The sequence below is a fragment of the Nocardia sp. NPDC041819 genome, from assembly GCF_055590505.1.
The window spans coordinates 263,834-286,894 of the sequence record NZ_JBVJAP010000007.1 but is presented as its reverse complement, the minus strand read 5'-3'; the positions used below and the strand labels follow the sequence as shown (position 1 = coordinate 286,894).

The following is a 23,061-nucleotide window of genomic DNA, read 5'->3' as shown; positions in this document are numbered from 1 at the left end:
TTGCTCTGCGCTTCATTCCACGGGCTCGAGAAGGAACACGGGAATCTGTCGCCGGGTATTGTTCTGATAGTCCTCGTACAGCGGATACGCGCTCACCGCGCGCCGCCACCATTCATCCTTCTCGGCACCGGCGAGCTCGCGGGCAACCATGGCCTTCACTACATCCTTGTCGCGAAGCTCGACACCGGGGTTCACGAGCAGATTGAAGTACCAGGCAGGGTGCGTCGGGAGCCCTCCCTTCGAGGCCACCACCGCATATCTGCCATCGTGCTCCACCCGCATCAGCGGCGTCTTGCGCAGCTTGCCCGTCTTGCTGCCGACGGTCGTCAAAATGACCACCGGCATCCCTTGCAGGTCGTTCGCCTCAGCGCCGTTACTGGTCTCGTACTTCGCCACCTGGCCACTGACCCACTCACTGGGGCTCGGCTCGTACTGACCGGTCATACGCACAGGTGAACTCCTCTCATCGAAGATCATTCCGACGGCCACTCCATATCGTTCCGACACTGCAAACCAGGTCCGGCAAGATGACGAGCCGACTGAATCGGTGTGCACACCGTAGGGGTGCCGCATCCGATCCAGACCGGAATTCCCACTCACCGGGACGGATTCGCCGAATCACCGGACGCGGGCAGAGCAGGCGTCGGCATCCCGTCCATCGGGAAGCACCAGTCCATCATCGAGTGCATGACGCTACTTTCGGCTCCCCGGACGTCCGACCAACCGAAGGAAGCCCCGTGATCACCTGGAGGAGCGCGACCTCCGAACTCGGCACCATCGCCCGGTTCGGCCACCGCTGATGGAAAGCCCTGGTAGCACGAGCGGCCACCGTGCAGGATGCGGCGCGTACCGCCGCGCAACGCTGGCGCTGTTCGCCGCGGGAATGGCGAACTTCATGACGCTGTACTACGTCCAGGGTTTGCTTCCTGTCTTCTCCAAGCAGTTCTCCGTTTCTCCGACGCTCTCGGCGATGACACTGTCCGTCACGATTGCTCTGCTCGCGCTGACGATCGTGCCGGCCAGCGCACTGTCCGAGCGATTCGGGCGAGTCCCCGTGATGGTGTTCTCCGCACTGTCCAGCACCGGGGTGGGACTCCTCCTGCCGTGGAGCCCCAATTTCGAAACACTCCTCGCCGGAAGAGCTTTGCAAGGACTGCTGTGCGCGGGAGTACCTGCAGTGGCGATGGCCTATCTGGTCGAGGAGATCGACGGCCGCGATATAGGTGCCGCCATGGGAACGTACGTCGCCGGCACCTCGTTCGGTGGTTTGACCGGTCGACTCATACCGACGATAGGTCTCGACGTCATGACGTGGAACTGGGCGTTTCAACTGGTCGCCGGCCTGGCCGCGCTCTTCGCAATCGTCTTCACCTGCAAGGTTCCGGCGTCGGAGAACTTCACCCCGCGACCGATCGCGATGCGACATCTCGCCTCGGCGCAGATCCAGCACCTTCGAGATGGCACCCTGCGATGCCTCTTCGGGCTCGGCTTCCTGCTCTTGGGCGCCTTCATGGCGGTATACAATTTTCTGGCTTACCGACTGCTCGGCCCGCCGTTCTCATTGCCGGTCTCGCTCGTCGGATCGGTGTTCCTCCTCTACCTGGCCGGCACGGCATCTTCTGTGATCGCCGGGCGTTACGGCGATCGCTTCGGACGCGGGCGCGTGCTGCTTGCCGCGATCTGCGTCATGGGTGTGGGAATCGCACTCACTCTGCCGAATTCGCTGGTAATCGTTCTGATCGGTGTCGCACTCACCACTGCCGGCTTCTTCGCCGCCCACTCGATCGCGAGTGGATGGGTGCCCGCTCGCGCAACCACGAACAATCGCTCCGGCGCGTCGTCGCTCTACCTTCTGGCCTATTACCTCGGAGGCGCACTGATCGGCGGCCTGGCCGGACTCGCCTTCGCCGCGCACGGCTGGCCGGGACTGGTCGTGTTCGTGGCGGCGATCCTGTGTGTCAGCACTTGCCTCGCGCTGATAGTGCTACGAGCCGAAAGGGACGCTCTGCCCGGCCGTTCACTCACCACTGCCACCCTGTAACCGCATCCGGGTACCGTCACGCGAAGGCCTTGATACTTCTGGCAATCGCCTGCCACCGCCACCTATCGCGCAGAAGCAACCTCGGTTTGCCTCGAACGGGAACCGCGAGCCTCAGTTCAATGAGTCACCACGACCCGTCGTGACTGTGGTCTTGTTTTCCGCGATCACCGGCAAGCGCTTCCGACCGAGCAGCGGCGCGATACGCACCCAGAGCGCAGCAGCCTTGAGCCCGGCGGCCGGAATGCGTTTCGTTCCGCGGGATCGGCGCGAATCTCCCGGTGAGCGGGAAGTGAAGCTATTCCTCCGAGTTCGACCGCATTAGGTTGGCGATCCGCTTCGACTTCGGAGAGTGGAGTTCGGTAGTCGGCGACGGCCCTCTCGACGCGCGGGTGTCCGGCACCTTCCCACTCATCGAATCCAATGGTGCCATCGAGTCCAGAGTCGAGAAATGAGGAAAACAAGTATGATTGCAGTTCTGCCCTACGACAGTACACACGCTCGGCCACGAGTATCTCATCGCCGCAGATTCCTACGAACAAGTGTGTCCGCAGTCGCCGCCGCACTGACACTTCTCGCTGGTGCGTATCTTCCGGCGCCGGCTGATGCATCAGTTCTGTGTTTGCGCCTCCGAGAACCGGCCGGCGAGGCGAAGATTCTGATCGGCTCTGGAGCGACCAATCCCGACTATCTCGATGATCCGCAGTTCGCGCAGGTGCTGTCGGAGCAGTTCAACAGTCTGTCACCCGAGAACGAACTGAAGTGGTCGAATGTGGAACCGCAGCAAGGCGCGTTCGATTTCACGAAGCTGGATCGGATCGTCGACTTCGCGGGACAGCGCCACATGGCAGTGAAGGGCCACGGTCTCATCTCAGGAGCTTTCAATCCGCCCTGGCTTGAGCAGATCAAGGATCCAAACGAGTTGCGGGCCATCATCAAAACGCACTTCCAAACAATCATGACTCGGTACGCCGGCAAGGTGGATCGGTGGGATGTCGCTACCGAGGTATTCTCCACTTTCGGCGGCACCGGCCTCCAGCAAAACTACTTCTACCAGGTCCTGGGACCGGACTACCTCGCGGAGGCGTTTCGCATCGCACATGAGGCGGCCCCCACCGCAAAACTGTTTCTCAATGAGTCTCTAGTCGAATCATATCCGGCTAAGCGACAGGAACTGCATGATCTCATTTCAGATTTGGTCGCCAAAAAGGTTCCGATCACCGGAGTGGGCCTCGAAATGCATCTTACACAGGTCGGACCCCCTTCCGGAGTGATCACCGACATGGTCAACTCTTACCGGGCACTCGGCCTCGAAGTCGCCATCACCGAAATGGACGTTCATCTGACTCCCGACGCAAACAGCAACGTCGAACAGGGAAAGATCTACGGAAGCGTCATCACCGAGGCGCTGGCGGCGGGCATACGGGACATCAGTTTCTGGGGCTTCACCGACAAGCACGCCTATACATGGGTTCCTGGCGCCAAACCATTGATGTTCGACGAGGACTACAATCCGAAGCCGGCCTTCTTCGCTACCTGGGCAGCTCTGGCAAATCATGCGTGGGCTTCACCGCAGCAAGCATTGGGGGCGGTCCAGAAGGATGTACAAAAACTCGTGAACGCCGGCGCTCTCGATGCAACCCAAGCTGCCGAATTGACGAACAAGCTCGATTCGATTGTGAAGCAGCTCGATATGGATAAGAAAAATAGTAAGATTGCCGCCTCGAAGTTGCAGTCGGCGATCAAGTTCGCGGAGGACCTGGTCGATAGCGGAAAGTTGTCGCGTGAAGATGGGCAAGGTCTGCTCTTCGAGCTCAACTGGGCACTGTCGAAGTTGAACTGAGCGCTATGGACGGATAGCGCCGCAGAGACCCTGTGGCACGGTGTCGAGACCAGCATTGCGGCCTGGAGCAGGTGAAGGCATCACACGAAGCGGCAACCAGTGACCGCCGCCGACATCCAGGACCGCAATGCTGCGCACCGACTCCTGGCGCTGCCACGGTTGGCGGGCGGTCACCGCGTGATTTTTCTTGAACCGCCAAGCTCAGCGAAGGAGAAGTTCACGCGATGACCTCTGCCGAGCCTATCGACCCGAGTAAGTTGGTCGGCGAGCCACCGCAGCTTCATAATCGTCAGCGAGACAACGGGAACGGTGGCCACGGCATCCGCCCAGCGGCGTGGGCCGACTGTCCTGTCACCATCCCCGAGTTCACGAGACGAATGAGATCGTCGGCCGACTCGGCGGAGCGGGTATCGTTCCACAACAGGGCGGGCCGGATCACGCGGCCGTCGGCGTCCAGGCAGATCATGCCGTGCTGTTGCCGCCGATCGACAGGGCGGAGACGTCGTCAAGGCCCGCCACTTGCCGAATTGCTGCTCGCAGTTTTGTGCCGGATTTAAGGCCCTGATCGACTGGTGACGAGTCGGTGTTCGAATGGCGCAGCATTCGCCCCCTCGTCGAGTCGGGTCATTGGTTTCCTGCCTCGGTGCGGGCAGCGAGATAGTCGGTCCAGTCTCGTCTGGACCGAGTGGCCTACTGGGTTGCGGTGCTGATGTCGATGCCCTCGAAATGCTGCTCTTTCCAATGCATTTCAGGGTGGTACTCACCCGAGAACCCCTCGACCCTGCCCAGATCCGCCCCCTCGTCGACACACTCCTCGGCGGTCTCAGCGCCAGCGCCGATCCTCTTCACGATCTACAGCCTTGACCATGCCGCCGCCCACCCGGCTCACCAGGCCGCGCGGTCCGGATCTTCCATCACCCCGTCCAGTGGTGATGCGCGAGGTGTGCAGCCCTCGGTCGAGTGCGAGCCCAGCGCCGGAAACAGCGCGTAGATCGCTCGCCAGGATCCATAGCAGGTGGGGATGTCACGCCTGGGTGCGCCGACCCGGATGCGCCAGCGGATGCCGTCGATGAGCTAGCGTCTGCTGTACCGGGAGGGTCGTCCGGGCTAGGCCGGGCACGGCAGCAGCGGCTTCGAGCCGGGCCCATTGAACCTTGGTCAGGTCGGCTCGTCGAGTCACCGCCAGGGGGGTCACGATGTTCCCGGTGTTCAGTTGGATCTGGTCGACCAACCGTTGCCGGCGACCTCGCCACATTGACTTGGTGAAAGAACCGGACGATCGTGGCGCTTGGATCTGCCCAATCCGCGACCGTTGCCGTCCTCGCCGCAAGCCCGTGCTCGAGCAGCGCCGCGGTCACCACTCAAGACACGGCCAGCCAGTCACTGTCGTTGGGCGCATCCATCGTCGAAGCTTGCTCAGACGCGAATCCACCGAGTGGGCGAGGTGGACGGTCGTCCAGTCCACGACGGCGATCTCGGCGTCTTCGCGCACCCGTTACGTGTCGGCGCGCACGGCGCGCACCGTCTCGGGAACTATTCGCGCTGTTCACATTGCACCACTCGCTGCCGCTGCCCGTCGGCTCCTACCACCTCGTTTTGGGACGTTGCGGCGACCGTGGCGCACCATTGTGCAGACCGCTGCCCAGAACATACGCGGTGGAACAGGCGGGCCGCTGAGTCGCCAGCGGCGGAGAGCAATTCGGTGCCGAGCAGGGGCCGGTGCCGAGCATAATCGGCGGCATTTCGGTGGCGCGGCGGCGGGGGAATCGGCTCTCGATGAGCTTGTCGATCTGTTTGAGCTGTTCATCCAGGGTGGACCACCCCTGATACCCCACTCTCCTGCGAGCAACTTCGTTCACCGACCCGGTGACCCCTGGGACCGTTTGGTCCTGGCAAGTGGGTGGGGTTCGCCGGTGATCGTCATGAGTGCTTCGATGACATCACCACGCAGGTGGGTCAGGACAGCGGTGTCGTCGTGGTGCTGGCCGATATAGACCCGCTCGACCGTCTCCCCGAACAACTGGCGGACGTGCACACGCACGGTCTCAGTGATCGAGGAGGTGGTGACCTCCAACTCCTCTGCCCACGGCAGGCTCTCGCGGACGCGGTTCCACAACCCGTCGTAGCGCCTGTAGCTGATCGGGCGCCCGTTGCGTTTACGCAGTACGCGATGTGTAGCGTTCACACCTCCGCGACGTTCGACATGCCTTCCCAGAGCGGCCATCAGACGGGGCGAAACCGGATGCCAGTGAAACCCGCCGCCGCGCGTCCGTAGCCGCACCAGGCAGTTGTCGCGGTCGAGATCGTGAAGCGCCAGATCGATGACAGCTTGCCGGTCACTCGCGGTTTGGATGTGCAGCATGACGATCAGTTCGTCCAGCTCGGGGTCATCACCGGTCGAAGAAGCAACACGATGAACTTCCCGCAGCTGCTCGCTGGTCAGAACATCGCCTTTGCCGGCGCGTCGGCCTGGAAGCCTTGCTGCCGCCGCTGGATTGCTGGAGGGATCGATGAGTCTGTCGCGTTCGGCGTGCTTGTAGATGTGCCGTAACGCCGACAGCAGATTCTCCGCGGCTGCCCCTCCGCCACGGGAGTTGGCGCGAGCGCGAGAACGAATCTGATGCGCATCCATCAGCTCTTCTATCTCCCTCGTCGTCGGCTCGCTCAACACTCGGTCGCCCCATACCTGACTGACCGCACGCCATGCCGAGTCGTAGGTCCTCAGCGTCTTCGGCGGGACCTTCGTACGCACCCAGGCGATGTACTCACCGAGCCGGGGAGAACCAGCCGGTGAGCGGCCGGCATCGCCGGCGCTGCGGTCGAGTACCGGCGGCTGATGGGGGAGCGGGGGTGGTGTGGTGGGGACTTCGTCGAAACTCACGGTGCTCCTCAATACGAGGCGAAGTGACGGTGCCTGCAACGGCAGGGCTGATTGGCTGGAAGACGCTCGGGAAAATGACGGCACCAGCGCCGACTGCGCTGGACCGGGGTGGTCGACCGACCGGCTCGAACCGGGAATACTTCACGGCTCGCGGTGACCATCACCACTGTCAGGTGTCCATCATCCGATGTTCGCCACAGCACGGTCAAGATCTTCAAGGCAGATCCACCGTGACGACTTTTACCCAGGTCATCGGGCTGAATGTGATCCGGTCGGACATGCTCTGTCACGGGGAACGGATACCGGCCCGCGCGCAGCCACGGCGGCGGATCCTTCGTGTCAGCCACAGCGACACCGGGGCCGTGTCCGAGCCGTTCAATGACACCACCGCGCGGCAATTTTGCCGCCGAAAACGGGTCCGGACCCTGGTTAAAGGCCAAAAAATACACGGTTCTGTGGCAAATCTGCCACAGAACCGTGTCATTGAATGTCCGGAGGGGGACTCGGACACCCGAATTGTCCCATTTCTGCACACTTTTCGTGTACATGGCTTCACCATACACGTACTCCGTGTACGAAGCGGGTCGCCGGATATCGGGCACGGGACACGAATGTGCAACTGCGAGTATTGACGAAACACGCTGCCCCGCAATGCGATTGATTTGACGAGGCGATCGCCACTTCATCGGTATCAGCGTGGCCGGGGCGGAGGGCATGACCCCGAGAGCAGGCGGACAGCCGAATGCCGATGCTGTAGTTACTCCTACAGCTGTTCGGAGTCGGATCATGCTGCCCTGACACAGTTTCAGCATTGCTACACGCCGGTACTCCTGTCAATAGTTCAAGGTCATCGAGTTGGAAGAAATTTGACTAGTTCGCGAATGTTCAGCAATTCGATGAGACGAGTTTCTAGCAGCTCTTTCTAAACTAACGAACGGGTTCTTTCCGACGAGCCGCGTGCTTGCGCAATGATGTGCAACTTCTCCTTGATCCGGTGTGCCGTCAGCGCGGTGTGGGCCGACTTGCTCTGCGCAAGAGGGGAGTACTTGGCCGGATGTCAGGACCTGACAGGCACGTTCGTGTCGCCCTCGTAGGTCCCGGCATCACGGCGGGACGCAAGCCAGTCGGAGCCTGCACACGCGGCATGGATGTAGACGCTGGCTGGCGAGAAGGCGTCGAACCCTATCAGGAGCCAGCCCTGGGGCAGGAAGTCGGGGACGGCAGATCACGCGGCGAAGGATCCATTCGCGCAGCTGAAGAGACGCTGGTCGTGGTCCGGATGTCGATGCAGTCCACGTCTCTGGCGCTCAACCGGAGTCTGTCGCCAGTCGAGTTGAGATGGATGCGACGGCAGCGAACATTGTTTGAGCGAACCTCTGTAAGCGGGACAGTAGCGAGGCCGCAGGGGAGTGCTCAGTCCGCCGCGCGCTCACGTGACTTCTGCATCCATCGCCTTGTCCAGGCCCGGCGGTGATTGCGCCCGACCACGCCCGAGCGGCCACGATCTCCTCGGAGGGGTAGCGTGCCAAAGCCGCCGCGGCGGCAGCAGCCTCCCGGGCGCGCGCATCTTCATCGAAGTATCCCGATGGTAGCCCGCAGCGCAGTATGGCACTGGGGAGGCGCACGAGGTGGCCGCGCTCGTCGCGCAACTCCGTGATCTTCACACGGTCCCGTTGGCCTGCCATATCTCGAACGGTACACCGGGCGGCCGCAGCGGACCTGACGTACGTCGAGGTCCAGAACAGCACTTGTTTAGCTCTGTAGGAAATCGAGAACCGGCTCACCCTCGAACGCACTACCTTCGCCGCCGCACCCGGCGAACGAGACCCCGGGTAACGGGATCGTGGTCATCAGCTCCGCCCAACCGCACCAGATGGCCGACGCCGGACAGTTCCCGCAGCTTTTCACCGACGACCAGCAGGTTGTCGTTCCAGTCCGTTTTGCGGTCGGCCCATGAGCGCATCCATTGCGCGAAGGCGGTGACCTCCGGCAGTCGTTGCGCCGGATTGTCGCCCCACAGGACATGCACAGTGGTGAGGATGAATTCGGACGTGCCGCGGACGAAGCTGGCTGCGTAGGGTGTGCGGGCGAATTGGCGGGCCGGCGTGTCTGCGATGGGTGGTAGCACGATTTCGCCGACGAGGCCGGAGGGTTGGACGCGGGGGGAGTTGTAGACGAAGGCGAGGCGTTCGTCGTTTCCTGCGTCGCCTTCGGTGGCGTCGGAGGCGATGACGTGCCAGTGCTGGCCGAGTTGCTCCAGAAGAAAGGGGAGGGCGGTGGTGTTGCGGTGGACTTCTTGCAGGGCGACCACGTCGAGGCGGGAGATCACCTCGGCGATGAGGGTGACCGCACGCCAGTCACGTTTGGGGAGTCGGTGGAGGTGGCCTGCCAGGTGCGGCTGAGGTTGCCGAACATGCGCAGGTTCCAGCTGCCGATGAGGAAGATTGTCAGCGGTCGCCGCAGGGATCGTGGCGGCTACAGCAGCACCCAGCTGAGACGCTTGCTGCTGAACATCGACCGGCGGCGTGCCCATAGCTATATTGCAGCACAACCCACTGAGCCGGAATCGATACCCTGCTCAGGACACGCCGTCGCAGACCGGCTTGCCGTCGGCTGAGTCGTTCGGCCCGAGTTTGTATGCCTCGCAGGGTTTCGCATACAGTTGGTATGTCAATTACCGAGCGAACGCTCAGGTACGAATACCCCTGATTGCGGCCCTGGACCGGTTTGCCTGGTTCAAGGGCCACGATTGGTTATCGCCCGCCAGCTGTTGATCATGGGTAGCGGCGTAGCCGTCGATAAGTGAACAGGACAATCTGCGCTATCGCCGGTGGTTCCGCAACGATCTCGGCGTTCGCGGGCTGCTTCTGCCCGTGACGTAGGGTGCGACGCGATACGTACGCGGACGAACATCGCGGGTCCGTGTCGGCATCCCTTGCGCCGTCGAACTCCTCGCCGGATCCGGGCATCCGAATGCTTATGCCCGACGGTTCTGATTGTCGCTGACTCGGTCACGAGGTCGTCATCGCGAGCGATTCGATCCTAGGAGGTAGTCGTGTAGCGCTTGCGGCAGATTCATCCATCGTTGTCGCGGCCGCAACGGTAGCGCGAGCGCCGGTTCGGTGGCTTGTTGGTTGGCGGTTGAGGGGATGGGTTCTGGGTCCGGAGGTGGCGTCGTGCCAGCATTGGCGATGACTACGACTGCGGCGTCCTCGGCGCGGTTGCGGTGACGTATGCCCGATGCGGTGAAACAAGCGAAGAGGATGGCCAGCGCGATCCCGACTCCGAACTCCGTCCAGAGCAGGGTCCATTGGATCACGGTCCAGTCGTGAGCGACGGATTGCCCGAATACTGCGTACAGTCCGACGGTGTCGAGGATGCCGGTGAATCCGAGGACTACTATTGCGGCGAGTAGGTATTAGCATGTCAGTAGCGCGGCGTGCCAACGGTTTGCGTGCGAGGCGTTGAAGAACAGTTCTGTAGCGTGCAGGCCGATGGCGACTCGACGTAAGTCGACTTCGTGGTTCCGGTGGAACCGTGTGGGCCGCAGTCTCCTATGGTGACCGGGGAGTGGCTGGCTGGTGACATATCCGTTCAAGCTTGGGTAGATCAGTTGTTCGAGGGTGCGCGCCGAGGTCGCCCGAAGTCCTTGGTTGAAGCTGTGAACGGTGTAGAAGACCAGCAGCAATAGCGCTGGAATCGGCGCGGCAAGGATGACCAACGGCGTCGGTGGTGGCGCCTTTCCCACGAGGGTGGTTACAACGCCGACGTATGCGAGCATGCCTGTGACTTGGGTGAAACCTGCCGTCATCAACGACGCTCCGTCAGAGCGTTCGGAGGCATACCAGCCCAGGAGAACTTTGAGTGCATCCTCGTCCGGTGGGTATGTCCCGGGCGGCTTCGAGGTCATTCCACGGAGTATGCCCCTCGTGAGGTGTCGTCTAGGGGCGATCCGAGCCTCGGAGACCAGAACCCGCCACCACAACGCCGACTGGCGAAGATCTGGCGTCCTCAGCTCACCTCGGCGGGGGATCGGACACGTCAGTTCAGAGGATGGGGCTCCAAGTTGGAGGGGGCCTGGCAAGTCACCGTAGAGACCTGTCGTAGGTCCACGGGTGACGGGTGCAGGTTACGGGCTGTGTCGGTGTTTGTGTGGGTCCGCGGTCGAGTGGGTGGGGTTCGTTGGTGAGTGTTGCGAGTGCGTGGGCGACTTCTTCGTGGGTGGCGCCGACCTGCCGCCGTATTGGGATGCGCTGCCCGAGGCGCTACGGGTGTTCCTCACTACGATGCGCGCGGGTTTCACCGATCTCGATGAGATCTCCTATGGCCCCACCCAGCCCCGGGCCATGCAGACCTATTCCGTGCTGAACTTGCCCGAGCCGTGCACAATTGGGACGCGGGCGAGAATGTCCCGGGCGATAGGGGGATGCTCATCGCCAAGGGCTCGGGCGATACGCGCTACTTCGTCTCGCCCGACCTGCCCGGCGGCAGTATCGGCTGGGAGGCAGACGGCCATATGGAGCGGCCCCTGGAGTTCGCGCGCACCTTCGACGAACTGATGAGCAACGGCTTCCAGCTCGAGCGTGACCACTCACCCGAGACTGCCGCGCCCGCGACACCGGATGCACTGCGGCAAGCGAGCATGTCCCTGCCCTGGGCGGCGCGGGCGGTCGTTTGGAACCGCGAACTCACCGAGGACGCTGCGCGCGCGAGCGTATCCGCGACCTCGTCGCCGAGCTGCTCGCCGCGCTGGGCGGGCAGATGCGCATCCGCCCGCAGGAGGGCCTCGACGGAGAGGCGATCTTGCCGTTCGATGACGACGCGGGCAACATCTACCAGGTCGACCGGCTCAAGGCCCGCTACTTCCTCGACCCACCTGCCCTCGACCGCGCCGACATCTACCCGCCCGTCATTGTCCGCATCTGGGAGCAGCACGGCTGGCGGGTGACGCTGTCGGCCGACGCCGACGGAATCCTCGCCAACGTCCGCACCTCTGACTGGTACGAACTCACCCTGACCCACCGTGACGACACGTTGCGTCTGTCTGTCGCATCGCCCGGTTTCCACCGACCACACTGATCACCAAGCGGTATGCGACGACCTGCAACGTGAGCCAGCCGAGCAGCTCGGACGCCGCCGAACTTCACCTCTTCCGTCCGTACCCGTACCGACGGCCGCATTGCAAACTCCCGAGACACCTTGCAGCGTCAAGGCGAGGCAACTGGACACGCTGAAGAAGGCAGACCCAGCCATGCGTGCGGAGTTGGTGCCACAAACTTGTCCCACTGACGAGACCCCGTCGATCGGTCCAAATCGGCCGGACCGAACCACAGGGCTGAGGTCAGCGCGAAGCGCGGACCTTGACAAGCGGTCGAGTCGGGTCTTTCAGTCGGGCATCGCGTCGGCCTTCTTGCATAAGCCTTCAGACAGGACCGGAGGTGTGCCAGCCATGGACTACGTCCAAAGTGTATTCGGAGTCAACGGCACCATGGCGGTGCACCGGCTTTGCTTGTAGGCAGCTCGCATCAATGAAACATGTTGCAGCAGCGCATATCCGCGAGACCGACGTGCTCTAGGCGTGCTTGCAAGTGCGAATGGACTCGCGGTACGGTGCTCCGAGGCAGCCAACAGGAAGCACGGTGCCGGATCCAATCCACCTGCCGCCACCAGTGCGCCGCGGCCGTGAGGGGAGCCACATGACACGCGGCGATACATCGTGCATTGCCAGTCTGGCGATCCTTGCTGCCGCGTCGCTCGTCGGATGCGGGTCCTCCGACAGCAGCGGTGACACACCACCAGATAGTCCCGCTCGTACGACAGTGCCATCACTCGCAGCGGGGGTACCGCAAGGGTTCGACCCGTGCAAAGACATCCCGGCTGGCGTTCTGACATCGGAGAACCTCACGCCCAGGGGGCAAGCGGATGCAGAGGCAGAGGGTGGCGTCAAGTGGCGCGGCTGTCGGTACGGCCGATCGAACGGCTACGTGGTGAGCATCCGAACGACGAACTTGACTGTCGATGCCGTGCGCGCCAGGAACCTTCCGGAGGCGCAGGAGTTCACCATTGCCGACCGTCAGGCGATATCCACCCGGCAGTTCGATGGCCCTTTCGTCAAGGAAGCCTGCACTGTGGACGTGTCGATGCGGGGCGGCAGCCTGGAGTTCAACCTCAATAACCCGACCTCCAACCGTGACACCGGAAGCGTTGATGCATGTGATCTCGCCCGGACACTCGCGGCGAAAGTGGTGCCGACCATGCCCGCGACGGCGTGACTGCGTCGGCAGGCAGGACTCACTGATAGAGAGGCTGGATCATTGAGCGGAGATGACAACCTACCTCGGCCGTTGGCGAACTTCGTCAACGAAGCACGCGACGGCCGGCTGCTGGTGCGGATGGATCCGGAGCAGTTCGTCTACGTCGATCGCGACTGCGAGTTTTTCAAGGCCAAGATTCGCGATATCCAGCAGATGATGACCGACATCGCGCAGCAGCAGACCTGGGGCCTCGGTGAGCACTACCGAAGCAAGAGTGGCAACGAGCTGGTGTCGGGAAAGACCATGGTCCAGCGGTATCGCGAGAAGGCCCGGGGCTCCCAGAACAGCGTGTACGCGGTGATGGAGTCCCACTACCGGGTCGTCGAGGACATCCAGGATCTATTCCGCACGATTCGGGAGCGCTACAGCCAGCAGGATGCCGAGTGGGGTGCGCGCTACCGCGAGCTGGAGGCAACCTTGCCGCCGCAATCCCCCGCGCCGCAGCGCATCTTCTCAGTGCCCTTCGCGAAGGAGTGACGGTCGTCGATGCAGGAGAACGAACCGAAGCAGATCCCAGGCAACGGCGAGTACACCGGTGCCTGGTCGCACCGCGAGATCAAGGACGCCTTCGAGTCACTCAACACCCATAACGCCTACAACGCCGCAGTGCAGTATTCCAATGCCGCGACAATGTGGGATCAGGGGGTGGAAACCTTCGCGCGCTCGGTCATCAGCTCGATCTCGCAGGCGTGGGAAGGCTCGGCGGCTGAGGCTGCCAAGGACGCGATCAAGCGGTACACCGACGCCGTGCGGACACTCGAGCCGATGCTGACGCAGCTGTCGAACAAGATCAATGAATCGGCGGCTGCCATCGTTGATACCCGTAATGCGATCCCCGGCTATGCCGATCACTCATGGACTGCGAATGTCTGGCCGCCCCGTGCTGCTGAAGAAGAGCGCTCCCGCAACGAGGCCGAGCAGAGCGCCCGTGACGCCATGCACAGCATCTACGTCAGCCGTTTCGCCGACTACGACGCGCAGGTGCCAGTGCTGCCGTCGGGGATTAATCCGACCCAACAGTCCGACACTCCGACGTTCACTCCGGGTCCCAGTCCGACGGTTGACAGCAGCTTCAGCCCATCGTATCCAGGCGCGCCAGACAATCCGGGTTCGCCCAGTGTGCCAACTGATCAGGCGCAGGACCTGCCTGCTACAGACGAACCGTCGCAGCAGCCGGATTCGGATGCGCCTGCCACCACGCCGACCGGCTACGACCCGACGGCGACCGACCCAGGCACCCCCACTCCGGCCTCTCCGACTACAACCCCAGCGAGTACGGTGCCGACCAGCACGCTCTCTCCGAGCACGCCGCATACGCCGACTTCTGTGGTTCCGGGTAGTCCCGAAAGTCGCGCTCCGATCCCAGGAAGCAACGCACCGGGCACTCCCAGACCAAGTGCTAACACGTCCGCGGTCAGCCCATCGGCAGCCAGTCGCGGAAGTATTGGCACGCCGGGGATGGTCCCGGGAATGGGTGGGGCTGGTCGTGGCAAGTCCGATGAGGAGTCCACGCATAAGACCCCGGATTACCTGATCAACCAGGAAAACACCGCTGAGCTGATCGGGGAGCTGCCGCGGACCATACCGGCGGGAGTTATCGGCCGGGACCCGCAGTACGTCGGCCTCCCCGCAGACGAGGACGAAAGTGCAGAGGTGAGTGCAACGCCCGACTCTACTGAGATCTGATCGCTGTCGCCCTTCTTTGAGCCCCCAGCTTCGCAACGCCGACGCCGCGCTAGAACATCGCCGCAGTGCATGCACTTTGGGAGGGCATTGCGATGTGAATGAATGGATATGGGATGGATGAATGGACCTGGGAACCAGATGACTTCGCTGCGCTTTGGTACAGCGACGCCAACGATCGCTTCCCCAATCCATTGCACTACCGAAGCCGGTTCGCACTTCGAGACGAGTTCGCAGCGCACCGGGTTGCCGTGCGGGAGCGCTACTCCTGGGACGAGCTGGAGCGAATCCAGCTCGCTGTCGACACGCTGACGACCTCAGATCTGCGCATCGAAGTACTCGGCGGCACCACCAAACACAAGGGCCGCGACGGCAGCGTGCGGATGTACCGGATCGTGGGTGCGCGGACCAAGTACCAGGCTGTATCGCTCTACCAGACTGCCAGTGTCGAACATGACGGACCTATCAGACTGCGCCTGTTCAACCCTGAGAATCTCCCCGCGCACGTGGCGAAGTCGATCCCCGTTCGCGAAGCGGGCCAGCATAAGCTGGCGACCTTCGATATCCGAGACCTGCAGCCTCACACTGGCAGCCATCTCGAAGACGTCTCACGCGCCAGCCCCCGAGAGAGGTACGAGCGCCTGCTCCATCGTCCAGCCGACGGCGGGGGCAGCGCCAGCCTGCTCACCGGCCCTATCAACGTGGTGTCTCGGCCGATATATGAGCTGCAGTGGCACGACCTCACCAACGATGGCCGCTACATCGAACGGCGCAGCGGAGATCAAGTCACTGTTGGCCCCGCTTCGGTGGAGGAGCTATCCACCCAGTTCACGATCTGGATCGAGCGCGCCCTGCAACGCCTGCAAGAAGACACGCGCGCCAGGTGGTAGCCGTCCGGCTGGGCCTGCGGTAACCCGCAAGCACGGCTGCGCGTGCGACAGCGTCTGCGCGGGCACGCCGCCAAACCAACTGCGATCCAATGGAACCGATCGGCGGCCTGCTGCGTCGGAATAGATTGACGGACTTGATTTCGGACACGAGGAGCACGAATGGGTGGCATCGAGCAGGATCCTCTCGGCGCACACAGCAGCGGGCTAGGGGAGCAGGTCGACTCGATGCTTGAGCAGCTGCAGCGCCAGCGCGAGGGGTTCGTCGCTGCGCAGTCCCGCCTGGCGTCGACCACGGCCGAGGCATGGTCGTCCGATCGGCTGGTTCGGGTGGTGAGCAACATCGCTGGAATCCCCATCGAGGTGCAGGTGATCCCGGAGGCATTCAAGCGCTCGACGCCGGAGAAGCTCGGCCGGTCCTTCACCGAAGCCGCCCAACTGGCTGCTCGACTGGCCGCCGAGAAGTCTCAGCGGGCTCTCGGTCCTATCGAGGATCTGGTGGACGGCATGCCTGATCTCCCCGACCTCATTCCCGGTGCCCCGAGCGTCAAGGACTTGTTCAAGTCAGTCGTTCCTCGGCAGCCGAGCCCTGCGCCGTCAAAGCCGAAGCGGCCGAAAGTTGATGACGCAGACGAAGACGAGTACTTCCGCAATGCCTCCTATCTGGAGGAGCGTCCATGAGCGACTTTGGCGTCAATCCAGAGGCGTTGCGCACGACCAACCCTCGCTTCGTGAACGTTGCCGATCGAGTGAAAGCGGCGGCTGCGGATCTGCGGCGGGTCATTGACGCTGAAGGAACGTGCTGGGGGGACGACAAGATCGGGCAATCCTTCGCAAAGGATTACGTACCCGGCGCCGACGATGGGTTGAAGGGGACAGACGGCCTGGCGAAGGTACTGACCAACCTCGGTGACAGCGTCGTCATTATCGCCGACAAGGTGCAGGCTCAAGATCAATCAACCGCCGACAAAGTGAACCAGATCAGGCCGTGACATGGGCATAGAGCTACCGGGCGAACTGCAATGGGTTGCGAAATGGGTTGTCGGTGCGGGGGACTGGCCTGAGGGTGACGAGACCGCGATGCGGCGGGTCGCCGAGGCGTGGGACACCTTAGCCACCGTGCTCGATAGCGACATTGAGGGCGACGCCGACGGTGCGCTGCGCGATGTCCTGACTGCGCTCGATAGCGGCAAGACCCATGACGCGCTCGCCGATTACTGGCGGCAAATCGACGGCCCAGACGGGTCACTGCCTGCGCTGATCAAGCGCTGCCAGTCTCTCGCCGACAGCCTAAACGATGGCGCCAATGACATCGAGCACACCAAGATGGTCATCATCGCGGCGCTGGTCATCTTCGCTGCCCAAGCGCTCTGGGCATTGGGCGTCGCCGCGACCGGGATCGGTGCCCCGGCCGCGGCAGCTGCAGAGGTCGCCGCGCGGGTCGCTACCCAAATCACAATCCGGATGGCGATCCGGCAGCTCATTCAACGCATGCTGACGCGGGCCGCGGCCAAAGCTGCGGCCCGTGCCGCGTTGAAGGGAGTTGGGTGGGGCATTCTGCAGAGCGGTGGTGTGGACCTCGGCGCCCGCCTTGTGCAGATCGCCGACGGTCACCGTGACGGATTAAACGCCAAGGACTGGAACCAAGTCGGTCTCGGCACCTTGACCGGAACAGTTGCCGGTGCAATCGGTGGCGGGCTCGGCGCCAGTGGCCTCGGGAGTAACGCTGTCGACGCGGCAAGCTCCAAACTCGGCAAAGCCGCCACCCAAACCGCGGTCGACGGTGCCGTCGGCACGGCCGCCTATGCGGCAGGCACTGCAGCAACGGTGCCCCTCGGCGGAAACTTCGAGTTCGGCGCGCCCATGGTGACCTCCTCCGTCGCCAACGGCGCCATCTTTGCTGCCGGTGCGGGTGCCCACCACAACCACGACTCGACTGCGCCCAGCATCGACCATGGCAATACGCCGCACCTCGATCTCAGTAGCCCCCAGGACACCGGCACGAAGCCATCGCCGACCATCGAGGCTGAGCCAACGCTCGCTACGACCGACACCAAACCAAGTCCCCAAACACCGGCCGTCGAACACGCATCACCTGCGGCACCGCCATCACCCGGTCAGCACGAGGTCACTACCGCGCCGGCCTCTACTGGCACCGAAACAGTTCGTCCGGATCACCACCAGGACAGTCCATCGCCGACAACCACAGACACCACCAGTCGGCTGACCGCACCCAGCGACGCCCCGCCCGCCTCGACGCAATCGCTGGCGCATTCCGACGCGATGCCCACAGGCCATCACGAGAGCCCGACGCTGCCATCGGAGCAGTCCTCGCCGTCACTCTCTGACAGCCAAGTCAGCGGTCCGAGGATGGAGCGTCTCCCGGACGGCTCCACGCTGCTGTCTGGTCACGGCTCACTGGACATCGAAACCGTTCTCCACCCGCCCGGCAGTGAGACACCCCTTGCTACGCCGACCGGTGAACCCAACTCTCAGCCGTCGCATGTAGACGCGCCCGCCTCGACGCCCCACGACGTCATCGCACCAAGGGCGGTCAGTGATGTTCCGGATGGTGCGGCGGTCGAGACTGCCGTGCCAAGTCATCGGGATACGACTGCGGTTCCCCATTCGACGTCGACCGCCGTGGCTGATGCTCTCTCTGTACCAGCGCACCCCTCGCTCGGCACGGCCGTCGCTCCCGGGCTGAGCGCCTCTGCGCATGAGGTGGTCAGCAGGCCGAGCACACCCAGCCACCCGGGACTCTCCGATCCAGCTCAGCCTGGTCTGCCTACTTCGGCTGCGGTTCCACCGACCGCTGCGCGTCCAGACAACCTTTCCGCGGTGCGTCCAGATTCTCGGGTGCCGCAGGGGGCCGCGCCGCCGCTTTCAGATCCGACGCCGAGAAGCGTGGCCCACGATGCCGAATCCACTACTGGTCGGCCTCGTTACGAGTCCGAGCGAAGTACCCACGCTTCAGAGCCGCGGTCGGAGTCTGATCGGCCAACCACGACGACTCCAGAGCACAGGCCCGCGCGAGATGACTCCTCTGTCGCTCGGCCACATGATTCTCATCGGCCGCCGCGCGATCCCGGCGCCCCGCCTCAACACCATGCCCCGCGCGAGGCGCCGCACGTCAACGAGGCTCGCCCCGAGCGTGAGCACTACCGACACCAGGCCGATGACGGCAGCCGCCTGACGTCGGTTGCGCCGCGCGGACGCTCGAACGAAGACGCCGCCTACGACGTGCATCGGTTTACCGATAACCCGGACGACCCGGTCGCGCTGATCACCATCCAGGTGCATCTGTCGTCCGGCGACCACTTATCCCCGCAGGACATCCAGCGTGTGCTGGAAAGCGCCCAGCTGGGCACCGATCGAGCCTTCAACAGCGGTGAGCGACTTCTCAGCGGCGACCGCTTGCTGGTCGATATCGTGCACACCGATGACTCGGCCGCGGCGCACCTGCTCATCAATGTCGACCACGCGACGACCGGTCCGAATACCTGGCATCCGAACGACCACCCCGACGTCCTCGCTGACCACCTCCGGCGCCAGCTCGGCCTGCCCACCGATGCCGGCCACGCCCCGGGCCTCGACGCGGTTGACCTGCGCCACATCAGCAACGCCATAGCCCGTGCCAACACACCGTCCCGGTTCCAGGACCTGCCCCAAACGCGCGAGGTCGGCAGCGGTCGACTGAATCACCTGGAGGATGAGGCATTCCAAGCCGCGGTCGAGGATGCGCTGCGCGACGGCAACCGCTTCCTGGTTGGAGCCGATCCCCGTACCAACCTATATGGGCAACTCATCAACGACGGCGGGCCCGAAAATCCCGGGCGCAGCAACAACTGCCTCGAGCAAGCACTGGCCGCGATCTCGTCCTTCCACGGCGACCCCCAGGTGGGCGTCCCCAGGTGGCTTGACGTGTTGCCAGACGGAACGCTTGATCGCGTAGGAGGTGAGGAGGGGGGACCGGAACGGGCTACCGAATGGCTTGGGGGTGAGTGGCAGGACTTCAACCACCAGGGCAAGTCTATTCAGGAGCAGTTCGACGCACTCCACCAATGGGTCGCCCACCTGGGCCCAGGATCGTCGGCACTGATCGTCAATGAATGGCACGCACGCGACGTCAACACAGGCGAACTGCGCTACCACCCCGACGGATCACCGGTTGTCGATGGCTCTCACGCCACCGCCATCGTCTACCCCTACGATGCCAGCGGGCCCGTGTGGTGGGATCCGCAGCAGCGACTGCTTTCAGACACCCCGCCGGCCTACCTGTCCGCGAACTCATCGTCGCTCTGGTTCATGACAAACGGCCCCGATGGAGGAATCAACAGTGCCAGAACAGCTTCAGACACGGGAGCAAGTGGAACAGTATCTGGCACGCATCTTCCCGACCGAGCAACAGTTCCAGATACTCAAGACCGAGTACGGGTGGGTCTGTCGGAAAGTGCTGACGCCAGAGGAGACCGCCAAGGGGATGGGACTCGGGCTGGGGAACTACGTGATCAACGCCCAGACCGGGGTAGTGACAGCGCATTCGAGCCTTCCCCCACACGTGATCGGGCAGATGTACGACGAAGCGATTCGGAACGGACAACCGATTCAGGGCAGTCAGGTCTACCCGCCACAGTGGCGCGTGAGCATCCAGCGGACGCAGGAAGATCAACAGAAGATCGAGTACCGGCTCGAAGCGCAGTCGATGGCGCAACCCCCAGAACCGACGATCATGCACCAACTGCTGATCGACAAGCACACCCTGTCCTACCAACCGACCGACACCCCATCGGCGAACGCAGTGGCCTGGGCAGAGACGCGCAGCCGGATAAACGGGACCTGGCCGGAGCAAGGGACGTTCGAGTACTAAGCCCGCTGGGCGCCGCGCCTAGCGAGCTACTCACGCCGAGATCGGCGCAGGTGCCAGACATCGCGCCGCCAGGCCACACTGACCCCGGCGGACCAGAGGGAGATCCGCACGAGCAGCCAAATGAACGGGACCCGCACTCTTCCTCAGAGGGATCGAACTCCTCGCGTGACAATCAGTCGACTCCGCCGGGCATGTATCGCGGCGAGGACGGCATGCTTCACCGACCGGGTGATCCGGCCAACTCCTATCGAGACCCCGATGGAAGATGGCACCAATTCGGAGACCGAGAAGGCAGCTACCGCGATAGAGGCTTTCAGCTGAGGTATGGCAATAGGTGGGTCAATGATCCCGCATCCAGGGAAGACGTCGCGTTCCTGGCAGATAAGGGCCCGGCCCGAACTCACGAAGTAACCAACCCAGACATACGGTCGAGGCTTGACGAATTGGCCGCCGATGCCGTCCGCCAAGACCAAGACCGCGCTGCTGCCGCCGAAGCCGTCAAATCCCATATGAGGGAGTTCGGTGTCGACAAGATCGACCAGCTGAGCGAGATAAAGCTTGCCGGCTTCGTCAAAGACCAAGAAGGTCGCATCGTCAATGATTCCTCCCTCAGTAACCAGGAGAAGCTGGCCAAGCTTGAGCGGTTGCACGAGATGCGGGACAACGCCCGGGACTACAACCGACTCGGCACTGAGAAGGTCCTCACCTCAAAAGCGATGGGGGAGTTGGGCGGGATCTCACACGCCACCGACCGCCCTGACGCTGTCCTGCTGACCCCGTTCGAGAGCGCGGTAGATGGACGCGACACCTTCGACGTCATCTCCTTCACCGGTCATCCGCCCACGCTGATCGTTGATGAATGTAAGGGCGGCTCCTCACAACTGGGTGCTGCCAATACCGAAAATGGACGCGCCCAGCAGGGCTCTCGCGAGTACGCCGAGCGCACCGCGGCTATCGAGAAGAACCTCCAGCGACTGCTCTCGGAAACCCCTGAGCAGATGCGGGCGCGTGGCCTGGACCCGAACAGCCCTGAAGGGCAGAAGTTCTTGAAGGCTCGCGAGCAGCTGCTCCGAGCTCACGCCGACGGAACCCTCCTAATCGAGTACAACCTCGTCCACGTATCCCGCGACGGCACCGTCAACGTCGCGCATTTCAATATCGAACGTGATGGACAGCCCTTCTCACCTGAACTGCTCGGTGGCATTGACAAGTCCCGTGCCTATGAACTCGTCAGTGCGCAGGAACGGGAGCAGCACATGGCACAGGCGATAGAGGCCCAAAGGGCGAGACTGCTGGAGTCTTTGGACCCGCGCGACCGTGAGGTTGTGCAAAACGCCGTCGAGCGCGTGCTTGAGGCGGTCGATCCTGCCAAGCCATCACAGCTTCGAGTCAAGGCGATCGAAGCAATCGAAAAATTCCGAGAAACGCTCGGGCAAGATGTGGGGCAAGCGAGCAGGGATATCCTGAAGGCAAGCCAGCTCCTGGAACAGGCTCAGGCGTTCGAAATATATCGCGGCACTGAGGCGCTGAATAGTCTGAATATCGAACCACACCTGAAACAAGTTGCGGCAGAGCTACTGCGTGTTGACGTTAACGGCAAGGATCGCGGGATAGCGGCAGGACTTGACAGCGCGCATCGCGAAGTCATAGCTGAGCTGAAGCAGCAGGTACTAAATGCCAGGGAACCACAATCCGCGTCCGCCGAGCGCGCTGCGGAGCAGGCGCTTGAGCAGGTCAAACAGCTGGCGCAAAGTCGCGAGCAAGTCCCTGGTTTGGACATGGCGAACCTGCTCGATGCCCATCAGCTGATCGAGCAGGTGGAGCTGGTACAGCACGTTGAGCGTGAAAACAATGCCAGCGTGCTCAACCGTATAAAGCCGGCACCCGAACATGTCCAGGAAGTGCTTCAAGCGCTGGAAACCGACCCATCCCGGATAGTCGAACAGGCTAGAGACGTCGTTACGAGGCAAGTTGTCCAACAGCACAACCTGCTGGTACAGCAGAACCCCGCGTTGAGGGTCGCTGAGGGACGGGAATCGTCATTCGACTCCCGCGTATATTTGCTCTGCCTCGAACACGCTCCGAGTCGCTTTGATAGCAGCACGAATACATTTGTCTATGAGCTGCCGGGTCGGGAACCTATTCATATCCCCTATAATTCGCAGGCCGCGCATCTAGCGCGCGCTTCTCAAGCTATCCAACGTGGACTCGCCGTTGAACACGCTGCCCTGGTTCATTTGTCCCGAATAAGCCAGGCTGCTCCGGCGCAGGAAGCGGTTCGCACACTGCCGACGGCGGAGGAGTTGCAGATGCGTGGGCGCGATCAAGCCGCAGCTCGCGAACGTGAGCGAGGTCAATACAGAGACCGTTAAGCAAAGGAGCCTGCAAGAATGTCGCTAGTACCGGATTCCTACTGTAGTATAGCGGTTCAAGGAATACTGTGAAGTCGAGAAGTGAACGCAGAATTGGAGGCGGTTCGCGTTGTATCGGGTAGATATTTCAGCTGACCTACCAAAAGATGACGGAGCGCTTTCCGATCCGCTGC

The 23,061-nt window shown here is 62.8% G+C and carries 16 protein-coding genes and 1 pseudogene; 10 read left to right on the top strand and 7 right to left on the bottom strand.

From position 1 onward, the window contains the following. Window positions 1-12: 12 nt before the first annotated feature. Entirely contained in the window at window positions 13-450 is a 438-nt protein-coding gene (locus ACZ6DL_RS21765; protein ID WP_466053605.1) for a nitroreductase family deazaflavin-dependent oxidoreductase, read from the bottom strand. A gap of 349 nt (window positions 451-799) precedes the next feature. On the opposite strand from ACZ6DL_RS21765, the gene ACZ6DL_RS21760 reads away from it, so the two are divergent. Beyond that, on the top strand, window positions 800-2,041 hold the full coding sequence (locus tag ACZ6DL_RS21760; protein WP_466053603.1) for an MFS transporter: 1,242 nt from the start codon (window positions 800-802) through the stop codon (window positions 2,039-2,041). 541 nt (window positions 2,042-2,582) lie between these two features. After that, a complete protein-coding gene (locus ACZ6DL_RS21755) occupies window positions 2,583-3,881 on the top strand; it encodes an endo-1,4-beta-xylanase (protein ID WP_466053601.1) in 1,299 nt (432 codons plus the stop codon). Window positions 3,882-4,141: 260 nt separating this feature from the next. Here ACZ6DL_RS21755 and ACZ6DL_RS21750 read toward each other — a convergent pair. From ACZ6DL_RS21750 to ACZ6DL_RS21725, 6 genes and pseudogenes are all read right to left on the bottom strand, one after another. Next, window positions 4,142-4,421 (bottom strand): annotated as a pseudogene (locus tag ACZ6DL_RS21750) (FGGY family carbohydrate kinase); the annotation flags it as partial. Between the two features lie 150 nt (window positions 4,422-4,571). Further along, entirely contained in the window at window positions 4,572-4,730 is a 159-nt protein-coding gene (locus tag ACZ6DL_RS21745) for a hypothetical protein (protein WP_396982732.1), read from the bottom strand. Between the two features lie 1,006 nt (window positions 4,731-5,736). Next, window positions 5,737-6,762 (bottom strand): site-specific integrase, encoded by a 1,026-nt coding sequence (locus tag ACZ6DL_RS21740; RefSeq protein WP_466053598.1) that lies wholly within the window; start codon window positions 6,760-6,762, stop codon window positions 5,737-5,739. Window positions 6,763-6,770: 8 nt separating this feature from the next. After that, window positions 6,771-7,310 (bottom strand): hypothetical protein, encoded by a 540-nt coding sequence (locus ACZ6DL_RS21735; protein ID WP_466053597.1) that lies wholly within the window; start codon window positions 7,308-7,310, stop codon window positions 6,771-6,773. Between the two features lie 1,247 nt (window positions 7,311-8,557). Further along, a complete protein-coding gene (locus ACZ6DL_RS21730) occupies window positions 8,558-9,295 on the bottom strand; it encodes an exonuclease/endonuclease/phosphatase family protein (RefSeq protein ID WP_466053595.1) in 738 nt (245 codons plus the stop codon). 885 nt (window positions 9,296-10,180) lie between these two features. Then, window positions 10,181-10,672, bottom strand: a complete 492-nt coding sequence (locus ACZ6DL_RS21725; protein ID WP_466053593.1) for a hypothetical protein — start codon at window positions 10,670-10,672, stop codon at window positions 10,181-10,183. 764 nt (window positions 10,673-11,436) lie between these two features. On the opposite strand from ACZ6DL_RS21725, the gene ACZ6DL_RS21720 reads away from it, so the two are divergent. From ACZ6DL_RS21720 to ACZ6DL_RS21685, 8 genes are all read left to right on the top strand, one after another. Continuing rightward, the gene (locus ACZ6DL_RS21720) at window positions 11,437-11,841 is read left to right on the top strand and encodes a hypothetical protein (RefSeq protein ID WP_466053591.1); all 405 of its coding nucleotides are present in this window, start codon (window positions 11,437-11,439) and stop codon (window positions 11,839-11,841) included. Between the two features lie 515 nt (window positions 11,842-12,356). Then, window positions 12,357-13,034 carry a DUF3558 domain-containing protein gene (locus tag ACZ6DL_RS21715; protein ID WP_466053589.1) on the top strand — a complete coding sequence of 226 codons (678 nt, stop codon included), beginning with the start codon at window positions 12,357-12,359 and terminating at the stop codon, window positions 13,032-13,034. Window positions 13,035-13,106: 72 nt separating this feature from the next. Then, window positions 13,107-13,553, top strand: a complete 447-nt coding sequence (locus tag ACZ6DL_RS21710; RefSeq protein ID WP_466053587.1) for a hypothetical protein — start codon at window positions 13,107-13,109, stop codon at window positions 13,551-13,553. A gap of 9 nt (window positions 13,554-13,562) precedes the next feature. Then, entirely contained in the window at window positions 13,563-14,762 is a 1,200-nt protein-coding gene (locus tag ACZ6DL_RS21705; RefSeq protein ID WP_466053585.1) for a WXG100 family type VII secretion target, read from the top strand. 113 nt (window positions 14,763-14,875) lie between these two features. Beyond that, window positions 14,876-15,649, top strand: a complete 774-nt coding sequence (locus ACZ6DL_RS21700; protein WP_466053583.1) for an ESX secretion-associated protein EspG — start codon at window positions 14,876-14,878, stop codon at window positions 15,647-15,649. 159 nt (window positions 15,650-15,808) lie between these two features. Further along, window positions 15,809-16,327 carry a YbaB/EbfC family nucleoid-associated protein gene (locus ACZ6DL_RS21695; RefSeq protein ID WP_466053581.1) on the top strand — a complete coding sequence of 173 codons (519 nt, stop codon included), beginning with the start codon at window positions 15,809-15,811 and terminating at the stop codon, window positions 16,325-16,327. Then, complete coding sequence (locus ACZ6DL_RS21690; protein WP_466053579.1) at window positions 16,324-16,638, top strand: WXG100 family type VII secretion target; 315 nt, start codon at window positions 16,324-16,326, stop codon at window positions 16,636-16,638. The genes ACZ6DL_RS21695 and ACZ6DL_RS21690 overlap by 4 nt, the downstream gene beginning before the upstream one ends. A 1-nt stretch (window position 16,639) precedes the next feature. Further along, on the top strand, window positions 16,640-22,888 hold the full coding sequence (locus tag ACZ6DL_RS21685; RefSeq protein ID WP_466053577.1) for a toxin glutamine deamidase domain-containing protein: 6,249 nt from the start codon (window positions 16,640-16,642) through the stop codon (window positions 22,886-22,888). Window positions 22,889-23,061: the final 173 nt, after the last annotated feature.